Source organism: Alteromonas sp. M12 (genome assembly GCF_037478005.1).
GTDB classification, from domain to species: Bacteria; Pseudomonadota; Gammaproteobacteria; order Enterobacterales; family Alteromonadaceae; genus Aliiglaciecola; species Aliiglaciecola lipolytica_A.
This window is the reverse complement of record NZ_CP144164.1, coordinates 2,496,866-2,511,202: the sequence shown is the minus strand read 5'-3', so window position 1 is coordinate 2,511,202 and position 14,337 is coordinate 2,496,866. Positions and strand designations below refer to the sequence as shown.

General features: G+C 38.0%; 12 protein-coding genes. 3 read left to right on the top strand and 9 right to left on the bottom strand.

Annotated features, from left to right (window positions below; all coding sequences use genetic code 11):
• Nucleotides 1-103: 103 nt before the first annotated feature.
• The 5 genes from VUI23_RS10700 to VUI23_RS10680 form a co-directional block, all read right to left on the bottom strand.
• Nucleotides 104-2,824, bottom strand: coding sequence for a cation-transporting P-type ATPase (locus VUI23_RS10700; protein WP_342804372.1), 2,721 nt, complete (start codon nt 2,822-2,824; stop codon nt 104-106).
• A 213-nt stretch (nt 2,825-3,037) separates the two neighbouring features.
• Nucleotides 3,038-3,394: a hypothetical protein gene (locus VUI23_RS10695; RefSeq protein ID WP_342804371.1), complete on the bottom strand. Its 357-nt coding sequence runs from the start codon at nt 3,392-3,394 to the stop codon at nt 3,038-3,040.
• Between the two features lie 340 nt (nt 3,395-3,734).
• Nucleotides 3,735-4,055 (bottom strand): YdbL family protein, encoded by a 321-nt coding sequence (locus VUI23_RS10690; RefSeq protein ID WP_216046615.1) that lies wholly within the window; start codon nt 4,053-4,055, stop codon nt 3,735-3,737.
• Nucleotides 4,056-4,061: 6 nt separating this feature from the next.
• Nucleotides 4,062-4,211, bottom strand: coding sequence for a YnbE family lipoprotein (locus tag VUI23_RS10685; protein WP_216046757.1), 150 nt, complete (start codon nt 4,209-4,211; stop codon nt 4,062-4,064).
• Nucleotides 4,212-4,237: 26 nt separating this feature from the next.
• A complete protein-coding gene (locus VUI23_RS10680; RefSeq protein WP_342808214.1) occupies nt 4,238-6,838 on the bottom strand; it encodes a YdbH domain-containing protein in 2,601 nt (866 codons plus the stop codon).
• 274 nt (nt 6,839-7,112) lie between these two features.
• Here VUI23_RS10680 and VUI23_RS10675 point away from each other — a divergent pair, with 274 nt between their 5' ends.
• Nucleotides 7,113-7,694, top strand: a complete 582-nt coding sequence (locus VUI23_RS10675) for a 3'-5' exonuclease (RefSeq protein ID WP_303499941.1) — start codon at nt 7,113-7,115, stop codon at nt 7,692-7,694.
• Nucleotides 7,695-7,790: 96 nt separating this feature from the next.
• Here the strand turns inward: VUI23_RS10675 and VUI23_RS10670 are convergent, their stop codons facing one another.
• The 3 genes from VUI23_RS10670 to VUI23_RS10660 all read right to left on the bottom strand — a co-directional run bounded on the left by VUI23_RS10670 (nt 7,791) and on the right by VUI23_RS10660 (nt 10,146).
• Entirely contained in the window at nt 7,791-8,285 is a 495-nt protein-coding gene (locus tag VUI23_RS10670; RefSeq protein WP_342808212.1) for a DUF3592 domain-containing protein, read from the bottom strand.
• A gap of 8 nt (nt 8,286-8,293) precedes the next feature.
• Nucleotides 8,294-8,722, bottom strand: a complete 429-nt coding sequence (locus VUI23_RS10665; protein ID WP_342808210.1) for a hypothetical protein — start codon at nt 8,720-8,722, stop codon at nt 8,294-8,296.
• A 1,229-nt stretch (nt 8,723-9,951) separates the two neighbouring features.
• Entirely contained in the window at nt 9,952-10,146 is a 195-nt protein-coding gene (locus VUI23_RS10660) for a CsbD family protein (RefSeq protein ID WP_216046610.1), read from the bottom strand.
• 307 nt (nt 10,147-10,453) lie between these two features.
• Between VUI23_RS10660 and VUI23_RS10655 the strand changes: the two genes are divergently transcribed.
• Nucleotides 10,454-12,043: a Na/Pi symporter gene (locus tag VUI23_RS10655; protein WP_342808208.1), complete on the top strand. Its 1,590-nt coding sequence runs from the start codon at nt 10,454-10,456 to the stop codon at nt 12,041-12,043.
• Nucleotides 12,044-12,054: 11 nt separating this feature from the next.
• Here the strand turns inward: VUI23_RS10655 and VUI23_RS10650 are convergent, their stop codons facing one another.
• Nucleotides 12,055-13,149, bottom strand: a complete 1,095-nt coding sequence (locus VUI23_RS10650) for a glycerol dehydrogenase (protein WP_216046608.1) — start codon at nt 13,147-13,149, stop codon at nt 12,055-12,057.
• A gap of 240 nt (nt 13,150-13,389) precedes the next feature.
• On the opposite strand from VUI23_RS10650, the gene VUI23_RS10645 reads away from it, so the two are divergent.
• Nucleotides 13,390-14,337 carry a DnaJ C-terminal domain-containing protein gene (locus VUI23_RS10645; protein WP_342808206.1) on the top strand — a complete coding sequence of 316 codons (948 nt, stop codon included), beginning with the start codon at nt 13,390-13,392 and terminating at the stop codon, nt 14,335-14,337.

Here is a 14,337-nt window from a genome sequence, read left to right as displayed (position 1 = left end):
ACGGTTATTTAAATGGTGGCTGTTGTTACTAATCTCCTTTACTAAAAATAGCTCTTATTAGTGCAGGAGATTAGATGAGTCAGTAGTTTAGATAATCGTTGAGTTAGTTGCTATTTTTTACTTTTGTAAACGCTAAACGTAGCTGTTTTTCAATTTCAATAATGGTAAATAGTGCAACCCCAACAGCGACAATTATCAGACCATCCCAAAAAGGAATTGCCACAGTATCAAATACAGATTGAAGTGGTTTTAAGTAAGTGATGGCAAATTGAGCTAGTGTAATGGCTAAAATTACTGACCACACAAATTTCGTGCCGCGAATCGCCTTCCAGGTTAACGATGTGCCATAAATATTACGGATGAAGAAAAGGTGAAAAATTTCCATAACAACCAGCGTATTTAACGCGATAGTGCGAGCCAGTTCAATTGAATAACCTTTTTCAATTGCATATTGATAAATACCGAATACACCGCATAAAAATAACAGCGAGACCAACACCACATGCCAAATTAATCCAGCGTTCAATAGCGGCTCATTGCGGCTTCTTGGCGGTCGCTGCATAGTATCTTCTTCAGTTGGTTCAAAGGCCAATACCACCCCGAGTGTGATTGCCGTGACTAAATTTATCCATAAAATTTGTATTGGGGTGACAGGCAATGTCATTCCCATTAATAAAGCCACAATGATTGTCATGGCTTCACCGGCATTAGTGGGTAACGTCCAGCTAATTACCTTTTTCAAATTATCGTAAACGGTCCGTCCTTCCGCAACAGCTGCGACAATGGAAGAGAAGTTGTCATCAGCTAATACTAGGTCAGCTGCTTCTTTAGCCGCTTCGCTGCCTTTTTGTCCCATCGCAATACCGGCATCCGCGCGCTTAAGGGCAGGGGCATCATTCACCCCATCCCCCGTCATGGCAACTGTCATTCCATGGGATTGTAGGGCCATAACGAGTCGTAGTTTGTGTTCAGGACTTGTACGCGCGAAAATATCACAATCGAGGACGATTTGGCGTAACTGAGTATCATCCAGTTGGTCTAAATCTGCACCAGTAAGGACCTTTTCAAGGTTGTGCAAACCGATTTGTTTGCCAATAGCCGCCGCAGTTTTAGTATGGTCGCCCGTTATCATTTTGACTTGTATACCTGCGCGGTGACATTCAGCTACCGCCTCAATTGCCTCTTGCCTAGGGGGATCGATCATGCCAACTAAACCTAATAAGGTTATACTGCCAGTTATATCCTGATGTTCCAGAACGGAATGCTCTGGCGGCATTGATTTTACCGCGAAAGCTAAAACCCGCTGACCTAAAGCTGCGATAGATTCTGATTGTTGATTCCAGTAGTTTTTATCAAGTGGTTCTGTTGAACCATCCGCGCCTCGTTGATTTTCACACATCGCTAATATTTGTTCAGGCGCTCCTTTGATAAATGCAAAAGCGTGTTGTTCGTGATCATGGTTTAGGGTAGCCATAAATCGATGTTTAGCGTCAAACGGAATAGCGTCTGTGCGTGTCCATAGGGCTTTTTCTTGGCGAATATCTAAATCCATTTTCCCAGCGAATGCTAATAAAGCGCCTTCCATAGGATCACCTTCTACCGTCCAGTTATCCCCAACCTCGCGAAGCGCCGCATCGTTACACAGTGTTGATGCTCGAGCTATTTCTTCGAGCATAGAATGTTCATCCAGAGTGACTGTATTGTCGCCTAATTTTAGTGTGCCCCTAGGCTCGTAGCCGTTTCCGGTTAGGGTAAATAAGTGCTTGTGGGTAAGAACAGACGAAACCATCATTTCATTGCGGGTCAGAGTTCCAGTTTTATCGGTACAAATGACAGACACAGAACCCAATGTTTCAATCGCTGGTAGTCGTCGGACGATGGCATTTCGACGAGCCATAGCTTGTACGCCAATAGCAAGTGTAATCGTTAGTACCGCTGGTAAACCTTCAGGAATTGCCGCAACGGATAGGCCAACTACAGCCATAAACATTTCAGTAAAATCGTAGTTCGCTACAAAAGTACCAAATACAATTAATAAAGCTGCGATCACCAAAATGAACACCGTTAACCATTTTGCAAATATTCCCATTTGCGTAACTAGGGGAGTGGTTAGTGTTTCAACTTTATTCAATAACCCACTGATGCGTCCTATTTCAGTATCCGGCCCAGTAGCAACGACCACGCCTTTGCATTGTCCACTAGTAACTAATGTTCCTGAAAACGCCATACATGAACGATCGCCCAAGGATGAATTTACATCTACCAGTTGAATGTTTTTTTCTACAGGAACCGATTCACCGGTTAAAATGGCTTCTTGGATGTATGCGTTATGCGCGCTGAATAATCTCAAATCGGCAGGGACTTTATCTCCAGCCTCTAAAAGCACGATATCACCAGGCACTAAATTTTCGCCATCAATGGTAATTCGTTCACCGTCGCGAATAACATTCGCCTTAGGTGCTAGCATGTGACGAATAGCATTCATTGCTTGTTCGGCTTTGCCTTCTTGGATATAACCAATAATGGCATTAGCAATCACAACCGTTAATATTACGCCGCTATCTATCCAATGCTCAAGCAACGCAGTAATGATTGCAGAGCCGATTAATACATATATTAATATGTTGTGAAAGTGTGAGAAGAACCGTAGTAAAGGATTTCGCCCTGAAGTTTGCGGAAGTCGGTTAGGTCCATGATTTTTAAGCCTTTCTATGGCATCGCTTTGGGTTACGCCTAACTCATTTGAGTTTAATTTAGCAATAGATTCTTGTGCAGAAATAGTATGCCACAACAACTGAGTCCCAGCGGTTTTTACTTTTTCCATTCTAACCGTCCTTTCCTATTACAAACATCCACACTCTAAGTACAAATCGCTTTTAGGCAATTTTCTTTTAAAATTAGATAGGTGATTTAATGGGGTTAATTTCAGAATGGGGAAGTATAAAGGTTCGAAAAATCAGTCGATATAGGTAATAGTACGTATTATTTTCGTGGTTTTGATCGGGACCTTAAATGTCGAAGTGAGTTGTCTATATAGTTAGGTTTTTTTGCGTTTTAGCTTTCTAACTTGATGCGCAATGAATCTTGGGAGTAAAACAAAATTTAGAAAAATAGAAATAACTAAAATCGTTGCACTGAGAACGATTGTTCCTACCGCAATTATTTCTAATATAAATGGAGGATGATTAAAACCGAACCTCAAAAATTTTGCTAGTGCATAACGGTTAGCCGTGATCAAATCATCAAGCCAAATACCAAGGTAAATTAACCCTAAGCCAGGTAGTAATAGCCACAGGGCGTTGGAGATTACTACCATATAGTTTAATCTAGCATTTACTCTTTGAGCAACGGTTTCCGCGTAAAGAGTCGAGGTATAACTCTTAATTACCAACATTGACCCTAAGCCGACAGTAAAGATCATACACAGTAACCATAAGTGCCGCGTCATCTCTGGTAGTCGATCAGGCTCCCTTGAACTGCTTAAATCCGCAACGTACCAAATAGTAGCTAGATAAATCAGAAAAGCCAAAATAGCGAGTAAAAATATTGGAAAGATCCGTTTATTTTGCTTTTTTCAATAATTGCTGATGTTGTTTATTTTTTTCTTCGAGACGTTTTAATGCATCCATGCATAAATCTCTGTCAGTTTGCTCATTGACCATATTGCGGTCGTGCAAGCTGAGGCTTTTGACAATCAAATGATGATATTTAGATAGTCAAAAACCCCCTGACCATTATTTTTTCACCCAATCACCATCATATTTGATGTAGTGTCCCTTAGCGGTTTTTTCGAAAGCTTTTTTAGCGGCTAATTTTTCAACTTGTGCTAAAGATATATTATTTTTATTTGCCAACTCAATGTATTTCGCTTTGCGTTTAACATTGATCTCACCAACTAATTCCATCACATCAGAGCGGTTTACTACCGCGCCTAAATAGCCGTTGTCTTGTTCGCCGACTAAACCACTTTGTTTAGCATCATCTAACTCTAGAGCAAATACAGCGCTACAAAAGAGTAGGGTACTTAACATTGTTATACGTAAAAATTTCATCATAACTCCTTAAAATAATTCACTGTCATCACTGAAGATATCATCTAATTCTTTGTCAACTTTAACCCTAATTTCATGGTCAACTTTAACGTTAATATTAATTGTAATCGGTTCTTTGGTTTCAACTTGCACTGTGTGCGTACAAGCAATGATAAACATTGCAGGAACCAATATGAGCAGTTTTTTCACAGATTCTTATCCTTATTTGATAATCTTTGTTGAATGCGTTTTTCAATGGAATTTTGAACTGAGTTAGTTATTCGCATTGACTTAAATAACGTGAAAATGTTTTCTTTATGGCTGTAATTAAAGTTTATTTCTTGGTTTTTTTCAGGGTTAATTCCATTTATTCCGATTTTCAAATCTAACCAGCCATCATCCGACAGAGATACTTCACTTGAAAGCTTGCTAAATTCGACATTTTCTAAAAAGGCCAATTGATCTTGCTGTTGTTTGATGGCGTTAAAGGCTTCGTTATTGCTTATTTTTAACTTACCAGGCCCATCGTTTAATAATATACCTTTGTCAATTGTGCTGAATCCGGAGTCCCAATAAATGGGTAGATCTCCAGATACTTCACCGCTAACTTCGATACCTTCTTGATTTTGTAAATCTACCAGTTGCTTTAAATCAATATCATTAATATCCAGCATAAGTAATTGTTTTCGGTTGTCTAGCCAAAAGTCAGAAAGTGTCACTTGTCCGCCAATAATGTGGGCTTGGGCAAAATCTAACTTAGGCACACTATCGTGCATACTTAAACTTGCGTCAATCTGCGTCATGGGGACGCCTACATTAATCTCTTCTACGTTAATTTTGCCATTGTTAAGCTGAATTCCAGATGAATCAAGTATAAATGGAGCGTCAATTTGTGCATTTATTATCTGATAATCTTGGTATTCGGCGCTCAAATTATTCAGCATAGCCTTACCGTTGAAGTCACTTTCGTCATTTGCCTTTGTTAAACTCACCGCTAGTTTTCCGGTTAACAAATTCAGCTCTGGCGCTAACTGTTTCACAATGGAATTAAGATAGGTTACTGACTGTTCAGGCACTAAAACCGATATATTTTGCTCATCGTGAAATAGATTCCCTAATAAACCAGAAGGCAAAGTAAACTCATGGTTCCCAGCTAACTTGTAGGGTTGAATCTGGCCGTTAACTTGATGGTTAAAATCGAAACTACTTATATTGACAGTATTTGCAGTAATGCCTTGTAATTTTGATTTCCCGTTGCCACTGATTTGTTGAAATTCAGCGAAACTAAGGCTGAGATCGTTACTAACCGTTTTCACCGCAAATTTATCATTTTGAATCCCTTGCAGCTTAGTTTTAAGATTAACGGTTAACAGAGCGATTGTGTCTTGCTCAATGTTAAAATCAGTGACCAGAGAACGAATAGTTAAAGCTTTATTTGTTAACTCGTTAGCCTGAATCTGACCATTACCACGTGTTTTCCAAGGGCCATCAGCGCTTTTTAATAAAGAGAAATCGAAGCGAGTATTAACGGATTTAATTGTGCCTAAATCGGTTGTTACATCGCTAATCTGAAAAAGGTTTTTAGTACCGCTAATTCGAGTTTCTTCAGCCTCTTTTAAAATACTCCCAGAGGCCGTGATATTTAGTTTTGCGTCAATAGGTTGAGCACTATCAGCACTTAAAATAGCGGTTGCATTGGAATTTAGTGTCATCTGATAATTTAATTTCACATCGTTTTGACTACTTATTTGAATATCATTCAACTTAATTTTTACTGGATTTTCCACTGCATTAGACATGAGGTTAATTTCTGGCAGCGTAATACCCGATTGAGATACAGTATTAAGTGCAGGGATGTCTATTAACCAAGAATCTAGATTGACTGCAGTGGTAACCGCTGTCGCCGAACTACATTGACTCGTTGTTACTTGAGTGTGTAAAGAGCTAAGGTCTATTTGCAGTTGCAACGATGTCAAAATTAACTGGGTATCAATGACCCCATCAACTTGCAGTGGGATCGCACAATTATCAAATGTAATAACATTGCTGAGGTTAAACTCATGTTGGCTTTGAAGCATTGACCCTGAGTATTGAAAATGGCTTTGAATTGGCATTTCCATCAAACCTTGCCAATCTTTAATATAGCCTTGATAAGGCTGACTCATTATTTCAAGTTGCTGGCTTTGCGATAAAATTAACTTTCCAGACCAATTAAAATCGCCGCTAACATTGCCTTTAGCTATCACCAGATTTGCCTCTATGTCACCTCTAATGGCCAGTTCCGAGCGACTGGGTTGAAAAATGCTAATACTTAAAACGTGTTCAAAAAGATAAGAATCTATATTGATTTGGTCAATTTTAATCAGCGGCAAAAGCTCTGGCAGTGACCATAACTCATTGTTAGCTACTGTTTGCTCAAATGCGACAGGGTTTGCTTCAGGATCAGCGTCTGATGAGTAGGGGATTTGTTGATGGAGTACATCTATACGTTCGATATTGACATTGGCTTGAGTAATAAAATTGCGTTTAGAAAACTCGCTTGAGGCAATAGTATATTCTGCGTTATTGATTTGAATCTCTATACCTTCGGCCTTGAGACATATTGTTTTGATGACTAATAAAGGATCCATACCAACGTCGAAGTCTAAACATTCTATGGAAACATCCTCTGTTAGCCAAAAGGAACTTACCCATTCTACCAACGAGTTTCTAAACACAAACGAAAACAGCAGCGCTAAAATAAGCACCAAACACAAAACGACGAAAGTTCGTATTACTTTACTGATGGTTGATTTCTTTTGTGTCACTTAGGTTATCTTCCTGATTTCTAATGCACTTTGTTAAGTCATTGTGTTAAATCATTATACTCAGTCTTTAGATACGAATTTAAACTGAGTTTAGATAATTGAATATTAACATGGACATTACGCAACATAATTAATTCCTTAAGGTTTTTTTATATCTCCTAGATAGGCGCTTTGTAGGTAAGATATTCATTATTTATCGTCGAAGATGAGTTGCCCAAACAGGTGAACTTGATTTACGGTGTACTTCCTAAAACTTTCTAAATAGAGGTACCTAGTGGATAGGCCAACAAAGGATGAAATAAATCAATTACCGATATTTGTCGGCTTACCTGTAGATAAAGTAGAAGTTGTGACTACTGACAAACGAGCAAAACAAGTTTTACAAATACTAGAAGAGCATGTTGCACTTGGTTTTGATACTGAATCTAAACCTGTATTTGTTAAAGGGGAGGTTTCTGATGGCCCTCATTTAATTCAGTTATCCACGCTTAATAATTCATATTTATTTCAAACGCATTTTTTGGACGCGTTAACTGTAATTTTGCCTATTTTGCAAAATCCAGAGATTAAGAAAGTAGGGTTCGGCTTAACCGTTGATCGAAAGTTGTTGCGTAAAAAATTTGCTGTTGAATTGGTCAATACAGAAGAGTTGTCTAGTTCAGTGATGCAACATCTTAATCTAAAGGACAAGGTTGGGGCGAGATTAGCGGTTGCCATGGTACTGCATCAAAAACTCTCGAAATCTGCACAGAAAAGTAATTGGTCAAATATAACGTTAACAACAAAACAAATACTTTATGCATCCAACGATGCTTACGCGAGTTTATGTGTGTATAACAGGCTACAGCAGCATTAAATAAAAAATAGGGAAGGGTTATGGTTGTTGCATAACGCTAAATGAAAATCCACTAAAGTGCTGTTCTGAGGCGATACCTATGTGCTTTTTAAGACCTCAAGCACAGTATTCTTGAAAATATAACAGCAGCGGGATAACCGCGATACCGAAAGTGATAACCATACCAATAACGCCTGGTTTTAATAAATAGCTTTTAGCGGGTGCTTTAGGGTTATAAATTACATTTACGCTGCCATCTTCATTTTTTTTGATCTTATTTAACTGGGTTTTAAGGATGAATTTAGCATTGTGCGAGGCAATTATAATCCATGGAGACACTCGTTTTCCTTGATACACTTTACCTGAGACCTGATACGCATATAACGAGTTCACTTTATATTCTTGGTCGGATAAAAGAATTTGCGGTACTCCCGATTGTTCAACAGAGGCTGTTAATAAAGTACCTTTTGCTACAGGCCACTGTCGTATTAAAATTTGTTTGATAAAAGAATATAAGCACACTATCAACAGATAGAAGACGACAAAAAAGAGTACACCTTGCTTTTCTCCTTCAGAGGCTAGCCCCCACATTTCTTTTGTATACTCAATCATCTGTTTAATTACCTCAATTGTTGTTTTATATCAGAAACAACAGTTTGATAGTTTCCAAAAATAGTAATACATGCGTCAGCGTTACATATTGAAGTGTAGATACGAAATGCCGAATTGCTGTCCTTTTTAGACAACTCCGATACTTTAAACTGGTTCAATCTATACGAGTTACTGTCTAAACTTAAATCCGCTACCAAGTTTGAAATAATGCTTTGATTAAAATCATTAGCAGTAACAATCACTTCACAAATGTCAGACTTAATATTATTTGCTGAACAATAATAAGATATTTGCGTTTGATTACTTTGTTTTATATTTCGGACACAATTGCTGGGCAATTCAATTTTCCGATCAAAAATAGCTATAACGGGTTTTGAATCAGACGCTTCAACACAAAACCCTAAAAATACCAATAAGCTGAGGTACCGTTGTTTCATAAATACTTTTTCACTACAAAAATCTAAATTATTTAGCTATAGCTAACAATAACTAAATAATTTAGCTAAAGGTTAATAAATTCGCAAAATATAACCATGATTCACTTACCACATTGAGAAAAAGTATTTATTTGCAGCTATTTAAACCCATGTAACACTCTAAACAATCACTTCATTTTAGCTATTGCTAGGCTGTCAATTTTCAAATACCAAAAAAATGACACTCAATTATTCTTTTAAAATACTAATGTTTGAAATGCTAATCACAAAGTACTGAGATCACAGAGATAAACTAGAATAGGTAATCGAGAAATTTTTAAACAAGACTCGATTAACCACTAACTAGTAAGATTTACTAACTGGGCCTTGGTAGCGTTCAATAATTGAAACGTCAGTCGATACTTGTAAGTTTCCGAGAAAGAAAAACACTTTCAATTATTAGCCAAAGAGTAATTTCTAGCTGTTTGTAGAAACAAAAACAAAACATTCAATCAGATCATATTTCAACGATCAGTGTTTAAAAGTATCTAGGGCTTTATAAGAAGTGAACCTATTAAATCATAGTATTCAATAATTGCCATTCAACAAGCCAACTCCAATCAAATTAAACGCAAGAGTTCCTACAAAAATAATTTAATTATTAAATTCAAAGAGGGGTGACAAAATCTCATTTAGCCTCAATACGTCAATTCTGGTGGTGTCGGGCAGCGAGAGTAAGCACTTATTAATAAAACTATATTTAATTTAACATAATATACATTATACGAATATTGGTATTAATGTGGATGAGAGGGCTTCTCGGGCGTTTTTGATAAAATATGGGCTTATTTAACGAGTCTGTGTGCTTCTGCTTTTTGAATTTAACGTACCTAAGTTGTCAGAATTTACGTACGGTGCTGTTACTCTTATTTTTGTTTTGAGCAAACTAGATTCAATTAGAAGATTTGTTTTAGAGGAATTTATTTTCTGTGGCCATTTAATCTTTGTTGGATCATCACTTTAACTTAATAAGCACTCATCCGTTTAAATTGAGTGTTTAGAGGTTCGAACATACTCTTATAAGATTCAGAGTTTTAAGATTTTGGGAATTGAGATTTAGGGTTTACTCAGGAATGATTCAGGAAGTTATTACATGAAGCTTTTGAAATATGGTTAATGATCGTTTCTTAGTACGGTATAAAAAGTGGTCGGTATTTACCGACCACTAGTTTTTTTAAAGTAACGAGAAATTAGCTATTAAGGAATTGATCGACTTGTTTTTCCGCTTCTTCTTTGGATTTTCCATAGGACTGCTGGACCTTACCAACTAACTCTTTACGAGTACCTTCCATTTTATCAAGGTCATCATTGGTAATCTTTCCCCAGTTCTTCTGTACTTTACCTTTTAACTCTTTCCAGTTGCCTTTAATTTGATCATCATTCATAAAATTCTCCGTTTAGTGTTGAAGTTAAATAAGACGTTTGTTGACTGCACTAGGTATGGAGCAAAGACTGGACCATGTGGACGTGGCAACTCGTTTGGTATGCTCAAATTGGCTAAATGCATTGATTTAAAAGAATTATTTTCTTACCTATCTTTTTTATTGGTTCAAAATTGTGTTTTCTAGACTAATCTAATATCTGCATCTGTGAAAATATTACAGTGTCAGGGTTACAAAATTGCATGATTAGAAGAGTTTCAAGCTGGACACATTGTGTCTCAGTAGCATGGATAACTTATGGGCAAATTGAATGACAGATAAATGGACACTATTTGCAGAGATTTTAGGCGGCGTCGGACTTTTCTTGCTTGGCATGATAGTTATGACTGACGGTTTAAAAGATCTCGCAGGTAAATTAATTAGAGTTCGTTTAATGGAATACACTCGCAGCCCCTACTCTGGCGCACTTTGTGGCGCGTTGAGTACAGCCATTTTACAATCCTCTAGTGCAGTAACTGTGGCAACGGTCGGCTTTGTAAGAGCTGGTTTAATGACTTTTAGTCATTCGCTAGGCGTTATATTTGGCGCTAACATAGGAACAACCATTACCGGATGGTTGGTTTTATTGTTTGGGTTTAAACTTAAACTCGGTGTAATTGCGTTTCCGCTTATTTTTAGTGGCGCTCTTCTTCGTCTGTTTGCTAAAACGAACTTAGCCGCATTAGGGCTAACTATTGCGGGTTTTGGACTTATTTTTGTAGGAATAACTGAACTCCAACAAAGTATGTCTAGCCTGCGAGATTTTTTCTCATTCGAAGGTTTGTCGGTTTCCACCTTATTGCAAAAATTAACGGTTTTAGGTTTTGCTATCCTTTTTACCCTCGTTACCCAATCATCAAGCGCCGGTGTCGCCGCTGCATTAACTGCGCTTTATTCCGATTTAATTGATTTTGAAGTAGCAGCAACCCTGGTGATAGGAATGGACATTGGCACTACTGTAACCGCACTAATGGCAACAACGGGGGCATCTATAGCCGCTAAGCGTACTGGCTATTCTCATGTGATTTATAATCTATTTACAGGTGTAACCGCTTTAATGTTTGTTACGCCTTTTGTAGTGGCATGGGAATATCTTACGGCAGAGCCTATCGTTGAACATGCAGAAATAGCGCTAATTACTTTTCATTCGGCGTTTAACTTACTCGGGATCATTATTGTTTTACCCTTTAGCAACGTTTTTGCAAAAGTGATAGAACGCTTAATTCGATCTAATCAAAAAACAAATTCAGATCAGTTAGACGACAGCATTCTTAATCAACCTTCAATTGCACTAGATTTAGCGCTGGATTCGTTAAGAAAACAAATGATTTCGTTATTAAAAACCACGTCAGAAATATTGCAAAAAGACACTTCAATGGCCACTAAACTGGTTGAACTACAGACCGATATTGATGTTTCTCGTGAATTTATAGATTCCATCCCGGTTGAAAACAGCGCGCAACAAGAACGCCTATTAAATATGATTCACACTTTGGATCATATGCAAAGGTTACATGAACGATGCGAAGAATTACCCAGTCAAAGGTTTTCTAATTCCCTACCCACTGAACTCAATGATTGGTCTATTAAACTAAACGAGGCAATAACAACATTAGTCAGCGGAATTGAGCAAAACCAATGGTCAACACCAATGAAAAAAGTGACTGAATTATACAAAAAACTCAATTCTGAACATCGGGAATTTAGGCATAATATACTTACAAGAGTAACCAACGATGAGTTTAACATAGTAGATGCAACTAACATGCTGGATGCTTTTCGCTGGTTAGTCCATGTCGCCCAACACATTGAAAGGTGTGCAAACCACTTGTCAGAGTCAAGGGCTTTGACAAATGGTTAACTCCATTAGATTTATAATTTCTTTCTACGTCTACCTTCGGCATCTGCGGCTTTAATGCAATGCATGACTTTTCTATGGGTTACTTCATAAGGCTCATTATGGATAGTTTCACCCTCAGCACATGCTCGTTTAGCAACTTTCATTAGATCATCTTCCGTGGGATCAATCATTCCAATATCCTCAAGACAAATAGGTAAACCGATTGATTGACAAAAATCGAATACTAAATCAATGGTTTTACTGGGCCTATCAGTGAGAAACATCATTGCTTGAAGTCCAATTGCGACTTTTTCACCATGATAATAATTGTGAGTAGCTGCGATAGTCGTTAATCCGTTGTGGATTGCATGTGCTGCTGCCAAACCGCCACTTTCAAAGCCTAATCCACTTAATAACGTATTGGCCTCAACTACATGTTCAAGTGCGGGCGTTACTATGCTGCTTTCACAAGCGCGTTTTGCATATAGACCATATTCAATCAAGATTTCATGACATAACTTAGCTAAGGCATAAGCACTTAGTGGCCCTACTCTGCCGGTCATGTTTGTGCCGCGTTTTACTCTGCAATCTTCAGCTTCAAACCAAGTGGCAAATGCATCTCCCATGCCTGCCACTAAAAATCTTACCGGAGCGTGGGTTATGACATTAGTGTCGACTAAAACCACCTCAGGGTTATGTGGCAGTACTTCATATCGATTAAATGAACCATCGGAATTGTATATTACGGATAACGCGCTACATGGTGCGTCAGTAGAGGCAATGGTTGGAATTAAGATGATCGGACAATTTTGTTTGTAGCCGACAACTTTAGCTGTATCAAGTGTTTTACCACCGCCAATACCAATAATCACATCACTGGTGTCACCGGAAAACCGTTCACATAGCTTGGTTATTTCTTGGTCGCAACATTCACCACCAAAAAGCTGTAGTTTAGAATCATTTAATTGACCCAAAGCCTCTTTAAACATTCCATTATTACTATCAGTAACAAATTTATCAGCTATGATAAAAGCTCTCTTGCCGTGTCTTGCTACTTCTTCAGGCAGAATGCTTAGTGCTTGGTCACCTTGAACATAACGACCTGGGAATATCGAAGTGGAAATCATCTGAAAGGCCTCGCTGTTGTTTGAAGATGTATATTAATTTAAAGCAATAGCCACGTTTTATGTTGATCTACATCAACAACATTTGCTTCTTAGGGATACAAACTAGTAATACCATTTATATCGCGATCATGAAGGAACTATAATCAGACTGATACATACAAAATATGTATGAGGTCAAAGAATTATTACGCCGAACGATGTAAACATTATGTCGCTCTAACTATCGGGTAAGGAACATGTATGGATTTTAAAGATTACTATCAAGTTTTAGGTGTCAAAGATGACGCTGATTTAAAAGAGATTAAAAAGGCCTATCGTAAACTTGCACTCAAACTTCATCCCGATATGAATGCAGCTCCAGACGCAGAAGAAAAGTTCAGAGAAGTGGCTGAAGCCTACGAAGTATTGAAAAATGAAAACAAACGAGCCGAGTATGATCAATTAAAACGTTACGGTGCTCAAGGAGGAAAAGGGTTTGATGTCCCGCCCGATTGGCAGCCTAGTGGAAACTATGAACATTCACCTGGTTCTGGAAGTGCTGATTTTTCCGACTTTTTTAATTCAATTTTTGGTGGTGCAAATCGTCAACATCGACAATCACGTCAAACAGAGTCTGACTTATTTAAGGGCCAAGATGTTGAATTAGAAGTACCACTGTTTTTGGAAGAATCTGTTAAAGGCATAGTGAAAAGAGTGGAATATACAGTTCCTAATTTAACCGGTAATAGAGTTGAACAGCTGAAGAAGTCACTTGAAGTTAAGATTCCTGAAGGGACCTCTGATGGCGAGCGAATTAGAGTTAAAGGTCAAGGAGTACCAGGAAGTGAAAGCAAATTAAATGGCGATTTATATTTACATATTCGTTTAATACCCCACCCTTTATTTGATGTTCAGGGCCATAACCTATTACTTACCTTACCCTTAGCTCCTTGGGAAGCTGCACTTGGTACTAAACTCGAGGTGCCGACGTTGTACGGGAAAATTAGTCTTAATATTCCAGCTAATAGCCGCTCAGGACAAAAGTTACGTGTGAAAGGTAAAGGGCTTAAGCATAAACAGCAGCAAGGTGATCTTTTTGCCGTGATTAAAATAGATATTCCAAGCAAAACAACTCCTGAAACAGAAAAATTGTGGGCTCAATTAGCTGAAGCCGCTAATTTTGATCCTAGAGCAGATTGGAGCAATTAA

What these genes read in the sequence shown, in the direction of transcription:
- VUI23_RS10700 (WP_342804372.1), bottom strand. Translation starts at nt 2,824, where the DNA reads ATGGAAAAAGTAAAAACCGCTGGGACTCAGTTGTTGTGGCATACTATT.
- VUI23_RS10695 (WP_342804371.1), bottom strand. Translation starts at nt 3,394, where the DNA reads ATGTTGGTAATTAAGAGTTATACCTCGACTCTTTACGCGGAAACCGTT.
- VUI23_RS10690 (WP_216046615.1), bottom strand. Translation starts at nt 4,055, where the DNA reads ATGATGAAATTTTTACGTATAACAATGTTAAGTACCCTACTCTTTTGT.
- VUI23_RS10685 (WP_216046757.1), bottom strand. Translation starts at nt 4,211, where the DNA reads ATGTTTATCATTGCTTGTACGCACACAGTGCAAGTTGAAACCAAAGAA.
- VUI23_RS10670 (WP_342808212.1), bottom strand. Translation starts at nt 8,285, where the DNA reads ATGATTGAGTATACAAAAGAAATGTGGGGGCTAGCCTCTGAAGGAGAA.
- VUI23_RS10665 (WP_342808210.1), bottom strand. Translation starts at nt 8,722, where the DNA reads ATGAAACAACGGTACCTCAGCTTATTGGTATTTTTAGGGTTTTGTGTT.
- VUI23_RS10660 (WP_216046610.1), bottom strand. Translation starts at nt 10,146, where the DNA reads ATGAATGATGATCAAATTAAAGGCAACTGGAAAGAGTTAAAAGGTAAA.
- VUI23_RS10655 (WP_342808208.1), top strand. Translation starts at nt 10,454, where the DNA reads ATGACAGATAAATGGACACTATTTGCAGAGATTTTAGGCGGCGTCGGA.
- VUI23_RS10650 (WP_216046608.1), bottom strand. Translation starts at nt 13,149, where the DNA reads ATGATTTCCACTTCGATATTCCCAGGTCGTTATGTTCAAGGTGACCAA.
- VUI23_RS10645 (WP_342808206.1), top strand. Translation starts at nt 13,390, where the DNA reads ATGGATTTTAAAGATTACTATCAAGTTTTAGGTGTCAAAGATGACGCT.